Source organism: Idiomarina tyrosinivorans (genome assembly GCF_003987475.1).
GTDB lineage: Bacteria > Pseudomonadota > Gammaproteobacteria > Enterobacterales > Alteromonadaceae > Idiomarina > Idiomarina tyrosinivorans.
This window is the reverse complement of record NZ_PIQH01000004.1, coordinates 69,139-84,585: the sequence shown is the minus strand read 5'-3', so window position 1 is coordinate 84,585 and position 15,447 is coordinate 69,139. Positions and strand designations below refer to the sequence as shown.

Sequence of the window (15,447 nt, the reverse complement as noted above, 5' to 3'; positions counted from 1 at the left end):
GCTTTTGGTGGACCGTGGTAAAATAACTGGATTCATCAAGTCTAGGAGAAGTAACGCTTTGCAAGCAGAACAATTACGCCAGTTTGTTATTGATAAAGTTGAAGATTTAAAAGGTCGTGATATCCAAGTGTTGGACGTGCACGGCAAAACCGACATCGCAGAATACATGATTGTCTGCTCGGGTAATTCTAAGACACACGTAAAAAGTATTGCTGAACACGTAGCAACTGAAGCAAAACACGCCGGTATGCCGCCGATTGGGCAAGAAGGCGGTGAGCAATCAGAGTGGGTACTGGTTGATCTTGGCGATGTCGTTCTACATGTCATGCAAGAATCTATCCGCGACTTCTATCAGCTCGAGAAACTCTGGGGGCATTAATGCAGATCCAACTGCTTGCAGTGGGTCAAAAGATGCCCGCTTGGGTAACCGAGGGGTTCCAGCAATACCAAAAGCGTTTTCCAAAAGACTTCGAACTGATGTTACACGAAATTGCCCCAGGAAAACGTGGGAAAAACGCAGATATCTCGCGCATTCTGCGGCAAGAAGGCGAAGCATTACTTGCCGCGGTGCCGAAAGGCAATCGAATTATCACCTTAGAGGTAACCGGTAAAGCTTGGCAAACCAACGAGTTAGCGGAGCAAATGCAGCGCTGGCAACTTGATGGGCGAAATGTTTCGCTATTAATTGGCGGGCCTGAAGGGCTTTCCCCTGAATGTCTGCAGCACGCTGAACAGCGCTGGTCATTGTCGCCATTGACCCTACCCCATCCGTTGGTCAGAATAGTGGTAGCCGAAAGCCTATATCGGGCTTGGAGTATCAATAATAATCACCCTTACCACAGGGAATAAGAAGAATCATCATGCGCAAACGTCAAACCATTCGCGATCACGGCGCTGAAGCTCAACTGTTTTTTCGGCGAACGGTATTTTGCGCATTTGTTATCCTAGTGCTACTCGGTGTGTTAGTCGCCAATCTTTACTACCTGCAAGTTATCGAATACCAAAGCCTGCAAACACGTTCCAACGATAATCGGATTAAACTACTCCCACTCGCGCCAAACCGTGGGCTTATTTATGACCGCAATGGCCAATTACTGGCAGAGAACGTGCCAATATTCAGTTTAGACGTAGTACCAGAGGAAGTCAGCGATATCGAAACAACGTTGAAAGATCTACAACGCCTACTCGATATTCCCGAAAAAAATATTCAAGCGTTTGATGATGCACGGAAACGTGAACGGCGTTTTCAGCAAATCACCCTAATGGACGATTTGAACGAGCAACAATTAGCAAAATTTGCCGCGCAACAATATCGCTTTCCCGGGGTAAGTATTGAGGCAAGGCTTAGCCGCTACTATCCTCAAGGAGAAATTCTCACCCATGGTTTAGGCTACGTTGCGAAAATCAATCGCCGCGACGTACAGCGCTTAGAAAAAGAAAATCGCATCGCTAATTATGCCGCAACCCGCACCATCGGTAAGCTGGGTATTGAAAAATATTACGAACAACGTCTTCATGGCGAGGTAGGCTATCAGCGTGTAGAGGTAAATAACCGAGGTCGCGTAGTTCGAACGCTCGACGTTGAGGCACCAAAGCCTGGCGAAGATTTACATCTAACGCTGGACATGCGCTTACAGGAAAAAGCTTACCATTTACTGGACGACCAGCGTGGCAGTATTGTGCTACTGGACACCCGTACCGGTGGCGTTTTAGCAATGGTCAGCCGCCCTAGTTACGATCCCAACTGGTTTGTGAACGGCATTTCCTATGAACGTTATCAAGGCTTGCTAAACTCCAAACATAGTCCGTTGCTTAACCGCGCAACACAAGGCGGCTATCCGCCGGCTTCAACCATCAAGCCGATGCTCGGCGTTATCGCCCTAGACCGCGATATTATTACCCCGACTTCACGAATATGGGATCCAGGTTGGTTTGAAATTAAAGGTGCCAAACGCCGTTACCGAGATTGGCTATCTTGGGGACATGGCTGGGTTAATATTTCGACTGCAATCACCGAAAGTTGCGATACCTTTTATTATGACTTATCACTGAAGATGGGTATTGATCTCATCTCCAGCTCAATGGAAGAATTTGGTTTCGGTAACTTTACCGGCATTGATATCAGCGAAGAGATCGATGCGGTAATGCCATCCCGAGGCTGGAAACGCGCCCGCTTCAACGCGCCATGGTATGCCGGCGAGACAATCTCCGTAGGCATTGGTCAAAGTTACTGGACCGCGACCCCACTACAACTTGCTGTGGCAACAAGCATTATCGCCAACCGCGGTAAACACTTAGAACCGCATTTCTTGGCGTATTCCGTGATTGATGGCGAAACCCAGAAATACCAACCGGTAGAACGCCCACCGGTCAGTATTAATGAGCCAAAAAGTTGGGAGATTGTGCGCAATGCAATGCGAGCAGTAACTCACAGCATTCACGGCACAGCCTATAGTTCGTTTGGCGATGCCCCTTACGACTCAGCCGGGAAAACCGGAACCGCTCAGGTGCGTAGTTTGGGCGCCAACGAAGAATACAATGCTGATGAAATTGCGGAACGCTTCCGCGACAACGCAATGTATATTGGCTTTGCGCCGGTTAAAGAGCCTGAAATCGCTATCGCCGTTGCCGTTGAAAATGCCGGTGGTGGCGGCAGCGTTGCCGCGCCTATGGCTCGCGAACTAATGGACTTATATTTTACCCTTTATCACCCAGCTAGCACTGAGGCCGACGATGCAGACGACTGAAGAACGCCAGCGTAATCCGCTGTTGCAAAAACTCCACATCGATGGCCCGCTACTTGTCGGGATTTTAGTGTTGTGCTGTATAAGCTTATTTGTCGTCTACAGCGCCAGCGGCCAGGACATCGACATGGTCTACCGGCAAGCTATTCGCATTGGCATTGCGGTGTTGGTTATGTTGGTTGTCGCGCAAATTTCCGCGCTAACGTTAAGTCGCTGGTCACCTTTGCTCTACATTGGCGGCGTCGTTCTGCTTACCTGCGTCTTATTGTTCGGTGAAGTCGGTAAAGGTGCACAGCGATGGCTAGATATCGGCCCATTGACCATTCAGCCATCGGAAATCATGAAGCTCGCCGTGCCTATGGTAATGGCTTGGTACATAGCGCGCCAGCCAATTCCACCAACCTTCTTGCGTCTTCTAGGTGCCTTTGCATTGATTGCCCTGCCAACCTTACTGATAGCTAAACAACCTGATTTAGGTACCTCGTTACTGATTGCTTGTTCTGGCTTTTATGCGATCTTTCTCGGCGGCCTGAGCTGGCGCTTGGTGATAGCTGGCGCTTTGAGTGCGTCCGCCTTTGCGCCCATTCTTTGGCTGTTCTTAATGCATGATTACCAGCGCCAGCGGGTGCTGACATTTCTCAACCCAGAGCGCGATCCGCTCGGCAGTGGCTACCACATTATTCAATCAAAAATTGCCATAGGCTCTGGTGGCATTGAAGGCAAAGGTTGGTTACATGGCACCCAGTCACAACTAGAGTTTCTGCCGGAACGCCACACCGATTTTATTTTCTCGGTATTCAGTGAAGAGTTTGGCTTTACTGGAGTCATCTTGCTTCTGGCGTTATACGCCTTTATTACTTACCGCGGACTGTTACTAGCAACACGCGCCCAACACCTTTACTCAAAACTGCTGGCCGGCAGTTTGACGCTGACCTTTTTTGTTTATGTTTTTGTTAACATGGGTATGGTGTCAGGCTTATTACCCGTGGTCGGTGTACCGTTACCACTGATTAGTTATGGCGGCACTTCAATGGTGACGCTACTTGCCGGTTTCGGTATGCTGATGTCCATAGCGACTCACCAACGTTTGGTCATGCGAGACGATTAGATAAGGAAAAACTATGCCGCGTTATGTTCCCTTAATAGCCGCCACATTCGCCCTCTTTAGCGCTAGCTGTTGGGGGCAGGCCACTAAAGCCGACGTACAGCAAGCGTTTATTGAACAACTGGCCAATGACAGCAGTATCAGTCGCGAACAAATTCGTGAGTGGCTGGATAGTGCGACAGTGAATCAAGATGTGTTGAGAGCCATCAAGCGTCCTTGGGAAGCCAAACCTTGGTACCAATACTACCCAATATTCTTGACGGAAAAGCGTCTGCAACAAGGCAAAGCGTTTCAACGCCGATATCAACAAGCGTTGCAGCGCGCAGAAGATGTTTATGGTGTACCGCAATCGCTGATTGTCGCGATCATCGGTGTGGAAACCTTTTATGGGCAGTATAAGGGTAAGTATTCGGTACTCGATTCGCTCTATACACTCGGCTTTCATTATCCGCCTCGCGCCGAATTTTTCCGCTCTGAGCTTGCCGAATTTTTGACCTTAGCAAACAACGAAGGCTGGGATATTAACTCTGTACGTGGCTCCTACGCTGGTGCTATGGGATATGGGCAATTTATCTCATCGAGTTACCGCCACTATGCCGTCGACTTCGACGGCGACGGTCGTCGCGATTTGATGAATAACCCGGTGGATGCCATTGGTAGTATAGCCAACTACTTCGCTGAACATGGCTACAAAAAAGGCGAGCCTGTGGCATTTGATATTGCTGACGATGCAAAGCTTGCACAGTTTAAGGATAACGGTCTAAAACCGACGCTAACCCAACAACAACTGCGCGATCAGGGCATTGCAGTCGAACAGCAAGTACCGAATGAATTAACTGTGATACCTTTACAAACCGCTGACGGAACCAATTACTGGTTAGGCTTTCATAACTTCTATGTCATCACACGATATAACCACAGCCCGCTTTATGCGATGGTGGTCTATCAGTTAAGCCAACAGTTAGCCAGCGACAAGTAACCGATGAACGCAGTATTCACGAAAAGCGCGATTTTGCTCTGCGCTATTACCATTAGCGCCTGCAGCTCAACCCCATCGAGTGGGCGTTATAGTCATAAATATGATAGTGCGCCGAGTCGCGTACCGACACCGGATGAGTTGCGTGACGCAGTTCCAAGCGACGATGCAATCAATCCTGATGTCACCCGCGATTATGAATTATTTGGAGAATTTTACGATGTTTTGGACTCAGCAAAAGGCTTTGTTCAAGAAGGTATCGCCTCTTGGTATGGCCGCAAATTCCATGGACACATGACATCGAATGGCGAGTTTTATGATATGTACAGTATGACCGCGGCACATAAACGTTTGCCGCTACCTACGTATGTACGCGTCACTAACCTTAATAATCAGCGTTCCGTTGTCGTGCGCGTGAATGACCGAGGTCCGTTTCATTCTGATCGCGTCATCGATTTGTCCTATGTTGCAGCCTATAAACTCGATATGCTCTCAACAGGAACAGCGCCAGTCCGCATTGAAGCCATAGATCCTGCGGCATATGAATTAGCGCCGCAGCCTAGTGACTTAGCAATACCAGCCCCCGCTCCTGACCATGAAGAAGCGTTGTTTTATATTCAGGTCGCTGCGTCAAGTAACCTTACGAAAATACGACAACTCGGTAAAAATCTGCGACAAACGTTCAATATTGCCGCAACTACTGAACAACAGAATGGTCTACACAAACTGTTGTTGGGCCCTATTCCGGCATCGCGCTCGCAAGAACTGCTCCAGTCTATCCGAGTGCAAGGGTACCCTGGTGCTTTCCGAGTGCCAGCCCAGCCCGCAGATGTTAATAGCCCGGAAAGCTGATATACTCGCGGGCTAGCGTAAGTCCTAACATTAACTCAAGGCGATCTTCGCCAATCAATAAACACAACTGAGAAGCATGATGACGATGACCCGTATATTATCTCGAGTACTTGGTCTTGCCGTTCTGGCATCAATTTCTCTTACCGCGATGGCACAATCTGTGGTTCCTAGCCCGCCATCCATCGATGCGAAAGGCTATATATTAATTGACCACACCACGGGCAAAATTATTGCCTCCGAAAATGCGGACAAAAAATTAGCCCCTGCAAGCTTAACCAAAATGATGACGAGTTTTATCATTGGTAAAGAAATACAAGCAGGTCGCATAAACCGCAGCGACCTGGTTACAATTAGTGAAAATGCTTGGGCAAAAAACTTTCCAGAATCTTCCAAAATGTTTATCGAAGTAGGCAAAAAGGTCAGCGTCGGTGATTTGAACCAAGGTATTATCGTCGCATCTGGTAACGATGCCTGCGTGGCGATGGCCGAGTATATTTCGGGCAGTGAAGACGCATTTGCGAATTTAATGAACGCCTATGCAAAAGAACTCAACATGACAGGCACGCATTACGTAAATAGTCACGGATTATCGGATCCAGGCCAATATACTACGCCACACGATATGGCCCGTCTTGCCTCAGCACTGATCAACCAAGTGCCAGAGGAATACAAAATTTATTCCAAGAAATCGTTTACCTACAACAACATTAAGCAATATAACCGTAACGCGTTGTTGTGGGATCGTAGCATGAATGTTGACGGTATTAAGACCGGTCACACCAGCGAAGCGGGTTATAGCTTAGTCTCTTCGGCAGTTGAAGGCGACACGCGTTTAATCGCTGTGGTTATGGGCACCGATAGCGAGCGAGCCCGTAAAGTTGAAAGCAAAAAGTTGCTCAACTATGGTTTCCGCTACTTCGAAACCGTCACCGCCTATGAAGCGGGCGAAAGCTTTGTTTCGCAGCGTATTTGGGGTGGTAACATCGACCAAGTCGACTTGGGTGTGAGCAAAGATGTGGTTATTACCTTACCGAAAGGTCAACGTGATAACCTAAAAGCTAACTTCGAACTCAACCAAGAACTGCAAGCTCCGCTTGCTAAAGGTACGCAAGTCGGTACCGTATTCTTGCAGTTAAATGGCGAAGATATTGCGCAATTCCCATTAGTGACGTTGCAAGATGTTGAGCAAGGCGGATTGTTCAAACGCTTGATGGACTACGTGAAAAAACAATTCGCGGAGTAACTCAGCAAGTGCCTGCGCCAGAGTCTTCGAGCACGGATTCTGGCGCAGACAGATATTGATCTTGATGGTATAATGCCCCATATACGTTATTGCGGTAGTTGTTGGGGGCGTTATGCAAAAAACACGATTTGACGAATTGGTCGACTTTCCATGTCACTTTACCTTTAAAGTGATGGGTGTTGCCACTGAGCAATTACCCGATAAGGTCGTGCAAGTCCTGCAACAACATGCCCCTGGCGATTACAGCCCTACCGTGAAACCGAGCAGTAAAGGCAATTACCATTCGGTTTCTGTCAGTGTCCGGGTCGAGAGCCAACAACACATCGAGATTTTATACCGCTCGTTGGCTGACATCGACGATGTTCGCTATGTCTTATAGCCAAGCTGTCTAACCACGTTGAAACCATGAGTGATACCATGAACGGAGATCTTCCGCTGGTCGTAAGACAACTTGGCCGGCAACCGTATGAGCCTGTATGGCATGCCATGCAAGCCTTTACCGATGAACGCCAAGCCGATACTGAAGATGAATTATGGGTGGTAGAACACCCACCCGTTTTCACTCAAGGGCAAGCCGGTAAAGAAGAACATTTGCTCGCGCCGGGTGATATTCCAGTAGTCCACGTCGATCGCGGCGGTCAAGTGACTTACCACGGTCCAGGTCAAGTAGTGATATATTTCATGATCGACCTGCGGCGCAAAAAACTTGGCGTAAGACAATTGGTTAATCACATTGAAAACGCCATCGTAGCAATGTTAGAACGGTATGGTGTAGACGCCGCCGCACGACCAGATGCTCCGGGCGTTTACGTTAATGGGGAAAAAGTCTGTTCATTAGGCTTACGCATTCGCCGTGGCTGTTCATTCCATGGTTTGGCGTTGAATGTGAATATGGATTTAACCCCATTTGCTAGAATCAACCCCTGTGGTTTGGTAGGCATGAATATGATTCAAACCGCAGATATTGGTGGCCCCACAAGCTTTGCCGAGGCCGCCGATGCTGTTGTCGAAATTTTTGCACAGCAGCTTAAATATCAAACCCTGATACAACACAAGGGACTCGCTGAAGCTTATGTCTAAACCAGTACGCGTAGAACCCGGCGTTAAATTACGCGACGCCGACAAAATGGCCCTGATTCCCGTTCAAGTGATTCCTACTGAACGTGACCAACAATTGCGCAAACCAGAGTGGTTAAAAGTAAAACTGCCCTCTTCAACACAACGCATTGATGAAATAAAGCAAGCGATGCGTAAACATGGCTTGCACTCAGTTTGTGAAGAAGCCTCTTGTCCAAATTTACCGGAATGTTTCAACCACGGTACCGCCACCTTTATGATTTTAGGGGATATTTGTACCCGCCGTTGTCCATTCTGTGATGTCGCCCACGGGCGTCCATTACCGCCAGATCCTGATGAAGCGGTCAAATTAGGTGAAACCATTCGCGATATGAAAGTGAAGTATGTGGTGATCACCTCGGTTGACCGCGATGATCTTCGCGATGGTGGTGCTCAACACTTTGCTGACTGTATTCGCGAAATTCGCCGCTATAGCCCAGGCATCCAAGTAGAAGTACTGGTACCTGATTTCCGCGGTCGGATGAAAGTGGCAATCGATATCCTTGAGGGTGAAGCACCGGATGTATTCAACCATAACTTGGAAACGGTGCCACGGATGTATAAAGCAGCACGCCCAGGGGCCAATTACCAGTGGTCTCTAGACTTGTTGAAACAGTACAAAGAAAAACGGCCTGACGTGCGCACTAAGTCTGGCCTTATGGTCGGCTTGGGTGAAACCAACGAAGAGATCCTTGAGGTGATGCGCGATCTACGGGCACACGACGTCGATATGCTGACCATCGGCCAATACTTGGCGCCAAGCCGTCACCATATTCCGGTAAAGCGTTACGTTACCCCTGACGAATTTGAACAGTTCCGCATTGAAGGCGAAAAAATGGGCTTTACCCACATCGCCAGTGGCCCGCTAGTTCGTTCGTCGTACCATGCAGACCTGCAAGCCGCAGGCGAAACCGTCCGTTAGGAGCCGCTATGAGCACCTTGGTGTGGTGTCTATTGATTGCAGGGTTATTGCCGGTGCTGGCTAAAGCACCAGTGATTTATTTCCAAAATCGCCAAGGTGGCTACGATAACCATCACCCGCGTGCCCAACAGCAAAAGCTTACGGGTATTGGCGCTCGAGCGGTCGCGGGGCACTACAATGCGTACGAAGCGTTTACCTTTTACGCGGCGGCAGTACTATTAGTCATAGCGACCGACAACGCCAACGATAAGATGCAAGGGCTTGCCATCACCTTTATTGTGTTAAGGGTGGTCTACCATGGCTTGTATCTTGCCGATTTTGATAAGCTACGTTCGTTGGTATGGTTTTTCGCCAGCCTCTGCCCTGTAGTGATGATGGCACAGGTGGCGATGAGCTTGGCTTAATCGTTGTTAGTTGCCAGACGCTGTTGTATCAACTCGAGGTACAGCGGCGGCCAAACACGACTCTCTTGCACTTGCATCGCGGTGGTCTGTGCCACCGCTTTCCAGGCATAGACGCCCTTCACTTGATCACAAGTTGCCGCGGGATGAAGCCCAAAAGCATGGTTAGAACCTAAACGCCAGTAACCATCTTGCTCTTGCGTCGCTAACTGTTGCCAACTAGCCACCGCAAACCGCCACGGTAAACGTCGGTAAAGTTGCTTTAACTCAGATGCCGTTAGACGCTGACTCTGGGTAACAACGATATTTAACGGTTGCTGGCGGTATTGACCATGACAAAATTGCTGCGCTAGCGCGCTCGCCATGGGGTATTCATCGGCAAGGCCGAGCCAATGTCCAAGTTCATGCAGAAATACCGTAAAGTTCGCGGCCCGCGGCAAATACAATAGCGTCGGCGTCGCATATGCGCCGCCTTGTTTGACTAAGCGCAATTCGCGACGCGAATCGGATGCGTTGCAGGTCACTCGTGCTGAATCTTGGTAGTTACAATGCAGCGGCGCTGAGTGCCATTGGAAACACCAGTCAAATTCAGCCAGAGGACTCTCCAGTAAATGTTCGACTAAGCGATAAACCCGCTGTGCTGACACGGGATGGTCAGCTCGCACGCTCACCGGCAATGCACACTGCTTGCGAAAACGTTGCACCACGGCGCTACGCCAGCGCTTTTGCCAGTGACTTAGCCAGTCGCCAAATGTCCGCTGGCGCAGTTCCAACTGCGCCAATTCTGCAATCGCCAGAGCAGAACCGTTATCTACAGCCAATTGTAACCAACGCCGGCGCTGTCGAGGAAAGTGTTTTTGCAGCTGTTTAATTGCGCTGGCTTGCCCTGCTTCGCCCGCACGTTGCCACCAATACCACGCCTGCGAATGTTGCTGTTGCTGCCAGTACTGTTGCGCAACCAGAAACTGCGCCTCCGCTCCCCCATCAATAGCTTGTTGCCACAGCCGTTGCTGCTGGCTTGGTACGCTGTCACTTCGAATAACAGCAAGCAGCATCAGCGTGACAATTAACCAAGACCATTTCGCCATTCGGTTACTCAGCCGTTAACTGTGCTCTACTGCGCTGTAATTCGACGCTGGCAAAACGATGTTCAACAAACTCATAAACATTGGTTGTTAACGCCAATTTGAAATAGTTAATCGCCTGCCGCCAGTTGTGTCGAAGCTGCTGGTATTTACCGAGATAGAAATAGGCCTCACACAGTCTTTCAGTGAGGGTTTCTTCTTCGTGCAGATTGGCCGTCAATCCCTGTAAAAATTTGGCTTCACTGATATCGCCCAAAAACAGTTCCACCAAACTATTCGACCAATCATCGCCGGCTAACTGTTGCTGCCGTTGGCGAAGCTTTTTTGCGGCGCCTTTAGGGTCTTGCTCTACTTCTACCAAATATAACCAGATTAACCGATAAGGATCTTGCTTTTGTGCTTTGTAATGACGCAGTAAGTCTTGGTGGGAAAGATCGATTCTTTGGTCATAGTACTCCGCCAAACCGCGGTTTAAATAGGCGTATTGATGTTCTGGGTTGAGTTCAATGGCTGAATCAAATGCTTCATAGGCATATTGAAACTCTTGCATCTCGGTGTATTGGATGCCCAAAAAGTTATATGCGTCAGCAAGCCTGGGGCGATATTCCAAGGCCCGATTAAAATCAATTCGTGCTAAGGTTCGCAGCCCCATCGCGTCATATAGTGCGCCCCGACGGTAATAAACCAGTCCCTTCTGCTCTGCAGTAAGCTCCTGAGCTAGAATGTCACTTAGCTTGGATAATTCCAATTGATAATTAAATGGCGCTTGTTCTGGCTCTGCTATAACCAAAGCTTGCTGCGTTTGAGAGCCTGAGGATAGTGTCGCACAGCCACTTAGCAGCGTGAGCAACGACAGGCAGGTTAATACATATTTCATGATCGCTAATATCCTATACCTCGTTACTGCTATTAGAGCATAGAACCCCCTACAGAGACAAAGCGATGGCATTATAACGGCACAAAAAAAAGAGCGCCGCAGCGCTCTTTTTTATTTCGCGTCGTCGACCTTATTCGTCATTCGACTCGGTTTTTTCCGCTTCTGCGTTGTTTGCTTCAGCCGGCTTTTCAGCAGCCTCTTTCATTGACAAGCGCACACGACCTTGGCGATCGATTTCCAATACTTTAACGGGAACCGTGTCACCCACTTTCAAATAGTCGTTAACGTCGTTCACACGCTCTTCAGCGATTTGCGAAATATGAACTAAACCGTCTTTACCCGGTAGTACCGTTACGAACGCACCGAAATCAACGATACGTGCAACTTTACCTTGGTAAATTTTGCCCACTTCAACATCTGCTGTGATTTCTTCGATACGCGCAATGGCTGCCTCAGCATCGGCTTGATCGGTTGCAGCAATCTTGATCGTACCATCATCACCGATTTCGATATTGGTGTTAGTCGACTCAGTAAGCTCACGGATAACCGCGCCACCTTTACCGATAACATCTTTGATCTTATCTGGGCTGATTTTCACAGTGTGGAAACGTGGTGCAAATGCCGACAATTCTTCGCGGTGACCACCAATGGCTTCGTCCATCACAGTTAAGATATGCAAACGCGCTGCTTTTGCTTGCGCTAACGCTTGCTCCATGATTTCGCGCGTAATACCGTCGATTTTAATGTCCATTTGTAGTGCTGTAACGCCATCAGTGTTACCCGCTACTTTAAAGTCCATATCACCCAAGTGATCTTCGTCACCGAGAATATCCGACAATACTACGTGCTTATCACCGCTCTTCACCAAGCCCATTGCGATACCAGCAACCGATGATTTAATCGGTACGCCCGCGTCCATCAATGCAAGTGATGAACCACAAACAGAGGCCATTGAGCTTGAGCCGTTTGACTCAGTGATTTCTGATACCACACGAATGGTGTATGGGAATTCGTCATGGCTTGGCATAACCGCCTGAATACCACGCTTAGCCAAGCGACCGTGACCGATTTCACGACGTTTTGGCGAGCCCATCATGCCCGTTTCACCAACACAGTAAGGAGGGAAGTTGTAGTGCAACATGAAGCGACTGGTCTTCTCGCCGATGATGTCATCAATCATCTGCGCATCGCGGTCCGTACCTAAGGTCGCGGTTACCAACGCCTGCGTTTCACCACGAGTGAATAGGGCTGAACCGTGTGTACGAGGCAATACCCCAGTCGCCACGCTGATCGCGCGCACCATGTCTGGATCACGACCGTCGATGCGCTTCTCACCAGCCAAGATGCGGCTACGAACCACGTCTTTTTCAATGGCGTGGAACAAGTCACCCACTTCTTGCGTATCCAGTGCGTCATCTTCGCCTTTCAGCTTCTCGACAACTTGCTCTTTCAGAGCGCTTAATTGTGCGTAACGCTCGGTCTTCTCGGTAATCCGATAAGCTTCGCCAATACCGTCTTCGGCCAAGGCTTTGACTTTACCAAGCAGCGCTTCGTTGGTTGCTGGTGGCTGCCAATCCCATTTTTCATTGCCGACTTCTGCGGCAAATTCGTTGATTGCGCTGATAACGGTTTGCATAGCATCGTGACCGTACATTACCGCACCCAGCATCTGGTCTTCAGTCAACAACTCAGCTTCTGACTCAACCATCAATACCGCGTTTTCTGTACCCGCGACAACCAAGTCCAATTTTGACTCAGCTAATTCGTCTTGGCTTGGGTTCAACACGTATTCGTCGTTGATAACACCCACGCGTGCTGCGCCTAAAGGACCATTAAACGGGCAACCCGCAATTGTCAGCGCTGCAGAAGCACCAATTAAGGCAACGATATCAGGAGAAATTTGTGGATTGACCGATACTACGGTTGCAACCACTTGTACTTCGTTCAAAAAGCCGTCAGGAAATAACGGACGGATTGGACGGTCGATTAAGCGAGACGTTAATGTTTCATTCTCGCTGGGGCGGCCTTCACGTTTGAAAAAGCCACCAGGAATTTTACCGGCTGCGTAAGTACGCTCTTGGTAGTTTACTGTCAGCGGGAAGAAGTTTTGCCCTTCTTTCGCTTCTTTCTTGGCGACAACAGTCACTAATACTGTTGTGTCGTCCATGCTAGCCAATACCGCAGCGGTTGCTTGACGTGCCATAACGCCTGTTTCAAGCGTTACTGTGTGCTGTCCATATTGGAATTTTTTCGTAATCGGATTCACGTTGATGTTTCCTTTACCTGTATTTTCAAGGTACCCGGATTGGCACCTGTATTTTCACTGTTTATTTTCGCCCCATAGTATACGGGAAATTGGTAGAAATTAAGAGTCAGAAAACAAAAAAGGAGCCGCAATCGGCTCCTTTTTCTCAATCTTTGCCATTTGGCTGCTATTAGCGACGCAGACCCAATGTTTCGATCAACGTTAAGTAACGCTGATTATCTTTACGCTTAAGGTAGTCCAACAGTTTACGACGCTGGCTAACCATACGTAACAAACCACGACGTGAGTGGTGGTCTTTCGCGTGCGCTTTAAAGTGGCCTTGTAACTCGTTGATGTTCGCGGTTAACAATGCTACTTGAACTTCAGTAGAACCGGTGTCGTTTTCACCACGACCGAATTTTTCTACGATTTCTGCTTTTTGCTCTACAGTTAGTGACATAACTGACTCCTAATATGAAAATTTGCCCCACACCAATCACTAATTCAGCGTAGGGATGCGCCGCGCATTATACGGGCGTTAACGCTTTACTGCAATCTATTCTGGCAGTAAAACACGGCGTTTTGGCCAAATTTTGCCTTTTTTTTGTTTTCCCGTTCCTAGAAACACACCATCTTCACGTTTAATGCGGTATTCTTCATGCGCAACCTGTTCGGCATCACCAACTATCGGCTGCCCATGCATATATGCCTGCGCCTCCGCCGCTGAAACCGTGACAACAGGTAATTGTTGAATCAACGCATCTACGGGCAATAGCCAACCATCACAGCGGTCGCTCGCCACGTCCAGCTGCTGCTCTAATTGCGCTAGGGTATAAAGCGTTTCACAGTTAATTCCCGCCACTTCAGTACGGCGCAACTCGGCAACGTAGGCGCCACAGCCTAGTGCTTGCCCAATATCATCGACTAAAGTGCGAATATAGGTGCCTTTACTGCAACGGACACGCAAGGTTACGCTATCTTCGTTAAACCCTAGCCAGGTTATCTGGTGGATAGTGATGGTACGGACTTTACGCGGTACCTCAATACCTTTGCGGGCATAGTAGTACAGCGGACGGCCTTCATATTTTAACGCGGAGAACATCGACGGACTTTGTTGCTGAGGCCCTTCAAAGGTTGTCAAACAAGCGCGTATTTGAGCCTCGGAGACGGCGACCGGGTGGCTTTCGACAATCTCACCCTCGGCATCACTGGTTGTGGTTCTAGCGCCTAATCGTGCCACCACTTCATAAGTCTTGTCGGCGTCTAACAAGTATTGCGAAAATTTTGTTGCCTCTCCCAAACAAACGGGAAGAACGCCGGTAGCCAAAGGGTCTAAAGCCCCTGTATGGCCAGCTTTTTGCGCATCGAACAGCCGCTTAACCCGCATCATCGCGTGGTTGGAGCTGACTGACTTCGGCTTATCCAATAAAAAGACGCCACTGATCGGGCGCCCTTTGTTTTTTGCTTGCTTTGGCATGGTCTCTAGTCGCTATCAGAATCCGAAGATTTATAATCGCTGTCGCGACGTCTAGCCTCATCGACTAGACGCGACATTCGGATACCTTCATTTAACGAAGGATCATGTTGGAACTTCAGCTCAGGAACCACCCGTGCCTTGATCCGTTTGCCGAGCAGTGAACGAATAAACCCTGCCGCTTGATTTAGCACCTTCAGGCTGTCTTTAATTTGCCCTTGGTCATCATGCAAAAAGGTCACAAACACCTTGGCATAAGACAAGTCACGCGACACTTCGACATCCGAGACGGTGACCATTGCCACTCGTGGATCTTTCATCTCGCGTTGCATTATGACCGCAATCTCGCGTTGCAACTGCTGTGCAACGCGATCAGTGCGATTAAATTCACGGTTCATGCTGTTCCT

At 48.8% G+C, this 15,447-nt stretch carries 17 protein-coding genes; 11 read left to right on the top strand and 6 right to left on the bottom strand.

The features are described 5' to 3' along the window. Positions 1-58: 58 nt before the first annotated feature. From rsfS to CWI84_RS05095, 11 genes are all read left to right on the top strand, one after another. Entirely contained in the window at positions 59-379 is a 321-nt protein-coding gene (gene rsfS / locus CWI84_RS05145; protein WP_126841509.1) for a ribosome silencing factor, read from the top strand. Beyond that, complete coding sequence (gene rlmH / locus CWI84_RS05140) at positions 379-849, top strand: 23S rRNA (pseudouridine(1915)-N(3))-methyltransferase RlmH (protein ID WP_126841508.1); 471 nt, start codon at positions 379-381, stop codon at positions 847-849. Before rsfS ends, rlmH begins: the two co-directional genes overlap by 1 nt. A gap of 11 nt (positions 850-860) precedes the next feature. Then, positions 861-2,747: a penicillin-binding protein 2 gene (mrdA, locus tag CWI84_RS05135; RefSeq protein ID WP_126841507.1), complete on the top strand. Its 1,887-nt coding sequence runs from the start codon at positions 861-863 to the stop codon at positions 2,745-2,747. Then, a complete protein-coding gene (gene rodA / locus CWI84_RS05130; RefSeq protein WP_126841506.1) occupies positions 2,734-3,852 on the top strand; it encodes a rod shape-determining protein RodA in 1,119 nt (372 codons plus the stop codon). The genes mrdA and rodA overlap by 14 nt, the downstream gene beginning before the upstream one ends. 13 nt (positions 3,853-3,865) lie before the next feature. After that, complete coding sequence (mltB, locus tag CWI84_RS05125) at positions 3,866-4,828, top strand: lytic murein transglycosylase B (RefSeq protein ID WP_126841505.1); 963 nt, start codon at positions 3,866-3,868, stop codon at positions 4,826-4,828. A gap of 3 nt (positions 4,829-4,831) precedes the next feature. Beyond that, complete coding sequence (locus tag CWI84_RS11840; protein WP_126841504.1) at positions 4,832-5,677, top strand: septal ring lytic transglycosylase RlpA family protein; 846 nt, start codon at positions 4,832-4,834, stop codon at positions 5,675-5,677. An 85-nt stretch (positions 5,678-5,762) separates the two neighbouring features. After that, on the top strand, positions 5,763-6,920 hold the full coding sequence (locus CWI84_RS05115) for a serine hydrolase (protein WP_420843706.1): 1,158 nt from the start codon (positions 5,763-5,765) through the stop codon (positions 6,918-6,920). Between the two features lie 112 nt (positions 6,921-7,032). Beyond that, complete coding sequence (gene ybeD, locus CWI84_RS05110) at positions 7,033-7,299, top strand: DUF493 family protein YbeD (RefSeq protein WP_126841503.1); 267 nt, start codon at positions 7,033-7,035, stop codon at positions 7,297-7,299. Between the two features lie 26 nt (positions 7,300-7,325). After that, positions 7,326-8,000 (top strand): lipoyl(octanoyl) transferase LipB, encoded by a 675-nt coding sequence (gene lipB, locus CWI84_RS05105; RefSeq protein WP_126841502.1) that lies wholly within the window; start codon positions 7,326-7,328, stop codon positions 7,998-8,000. After that, complete coding sequence (gene lipA / locus CWI84_RS05100; RefSeq protein ID WP_126841501.1) at positions 7,993-8,958, top strand: lipoyl synthase; 966 nt, start codon at positions 7,993-7,995, stop codon at positions 8,956-8,958. Before lipB ends, lipA begins: the two co-directional genes overlap by 8 nt. Positions 8,959-8,966: 8 nt before the next feature. Then, the gene (locus tag CWI84_RS05095; protein ID WP_126841500.1) at positions 8,967-9,362 is read left to right on the top strand and encodes an MAPEG family protein; all 396 of its coding nucleotides are present in this window, start codon (positions 8,967-8,969) and stop codon (positions 9,360-9,362) included. Here the strand turns inward: CWI84_RS05095 and CWI84_RS05090 are convergent. The 6 genes from CWI84_RS05090 to rbfA form a co-directional block, all read right to left on the bottom strand. Next, on the bottom strand, positions 9,359-10,447 hold the full coding sequence (locus CWI84_RS05090; RefSeq protein ID WP_126841499.1) for a zinc metalloprotease: 1,089 nt from the start codon (positions 10,445-10,447) through the stop codon (positions 9,359-9,361). The two genes, CWI84_RS05095 and CWI84_RS05090, sit on opposite strands and share 4 nt — an antisense overlap. 4 nt (positions 10,448-10,451) lie before the next feature. Beyond that, complete coding sequence (nlpI, locus tag CWI84_RS05085; protein WP_126841498.1) at positions 10,452-11,321, bottom strand: lipoprotein NlpI; 870 nt, start codon at positions 11,319-11,321, stop codon at positions 10,452-10,454. Positions 11,322-11,451: 130 nt separating this feature from the next. After that, a complete protein-coding gene (gene pnp, locus CWI84_RS05080) occupies positions 11,452-13,587 on the bottom strand; it encodes a polyribonucleotide nucleotidyltransferase (protein ID WP_126841497.1) in 2,136 nt (711 codons plus the stop codon). Between the two features lie 169 nt (positions 13,588-13,756). After that, positions 13,757-14,026: a 30S ribosomal protein S15 gene (gene rpsO / locus CWI84_RS05075; RefSeq protein WP_126841496.1), complete on the bottom strand. Its 270-nt coding sequence runs from the start codon at positions 14,024-14,026 to the stop codon at positions 13,757-13,759. Between the two features lie 96 nt (positions 14,027-14,122). Then, a complete protein-coding gene (gene truB, locus CWI84_RS05070) occupies positions 14,123-15,043 on the bottom strand; it encodes a tRNA pseudouridine(55) synthase TruB (protein ID WP_126841495.1) in 921 nt (306 codons plus the stop codon). Between the two features lie 5 nt (positions 15,044-15,048). Continuing rightward, entirely contained in the window at positions 15,049-15,438 is a 390-nt protein-coding gene (gene rbfA, locus CWI84_RS05065; RefSeq protein WP_126841494.1) for a 30S ribosome-binding factor RbfA, read from the bottom strand. Positions 15,439-15,447 lie beyond the last annotated feature (9 nt).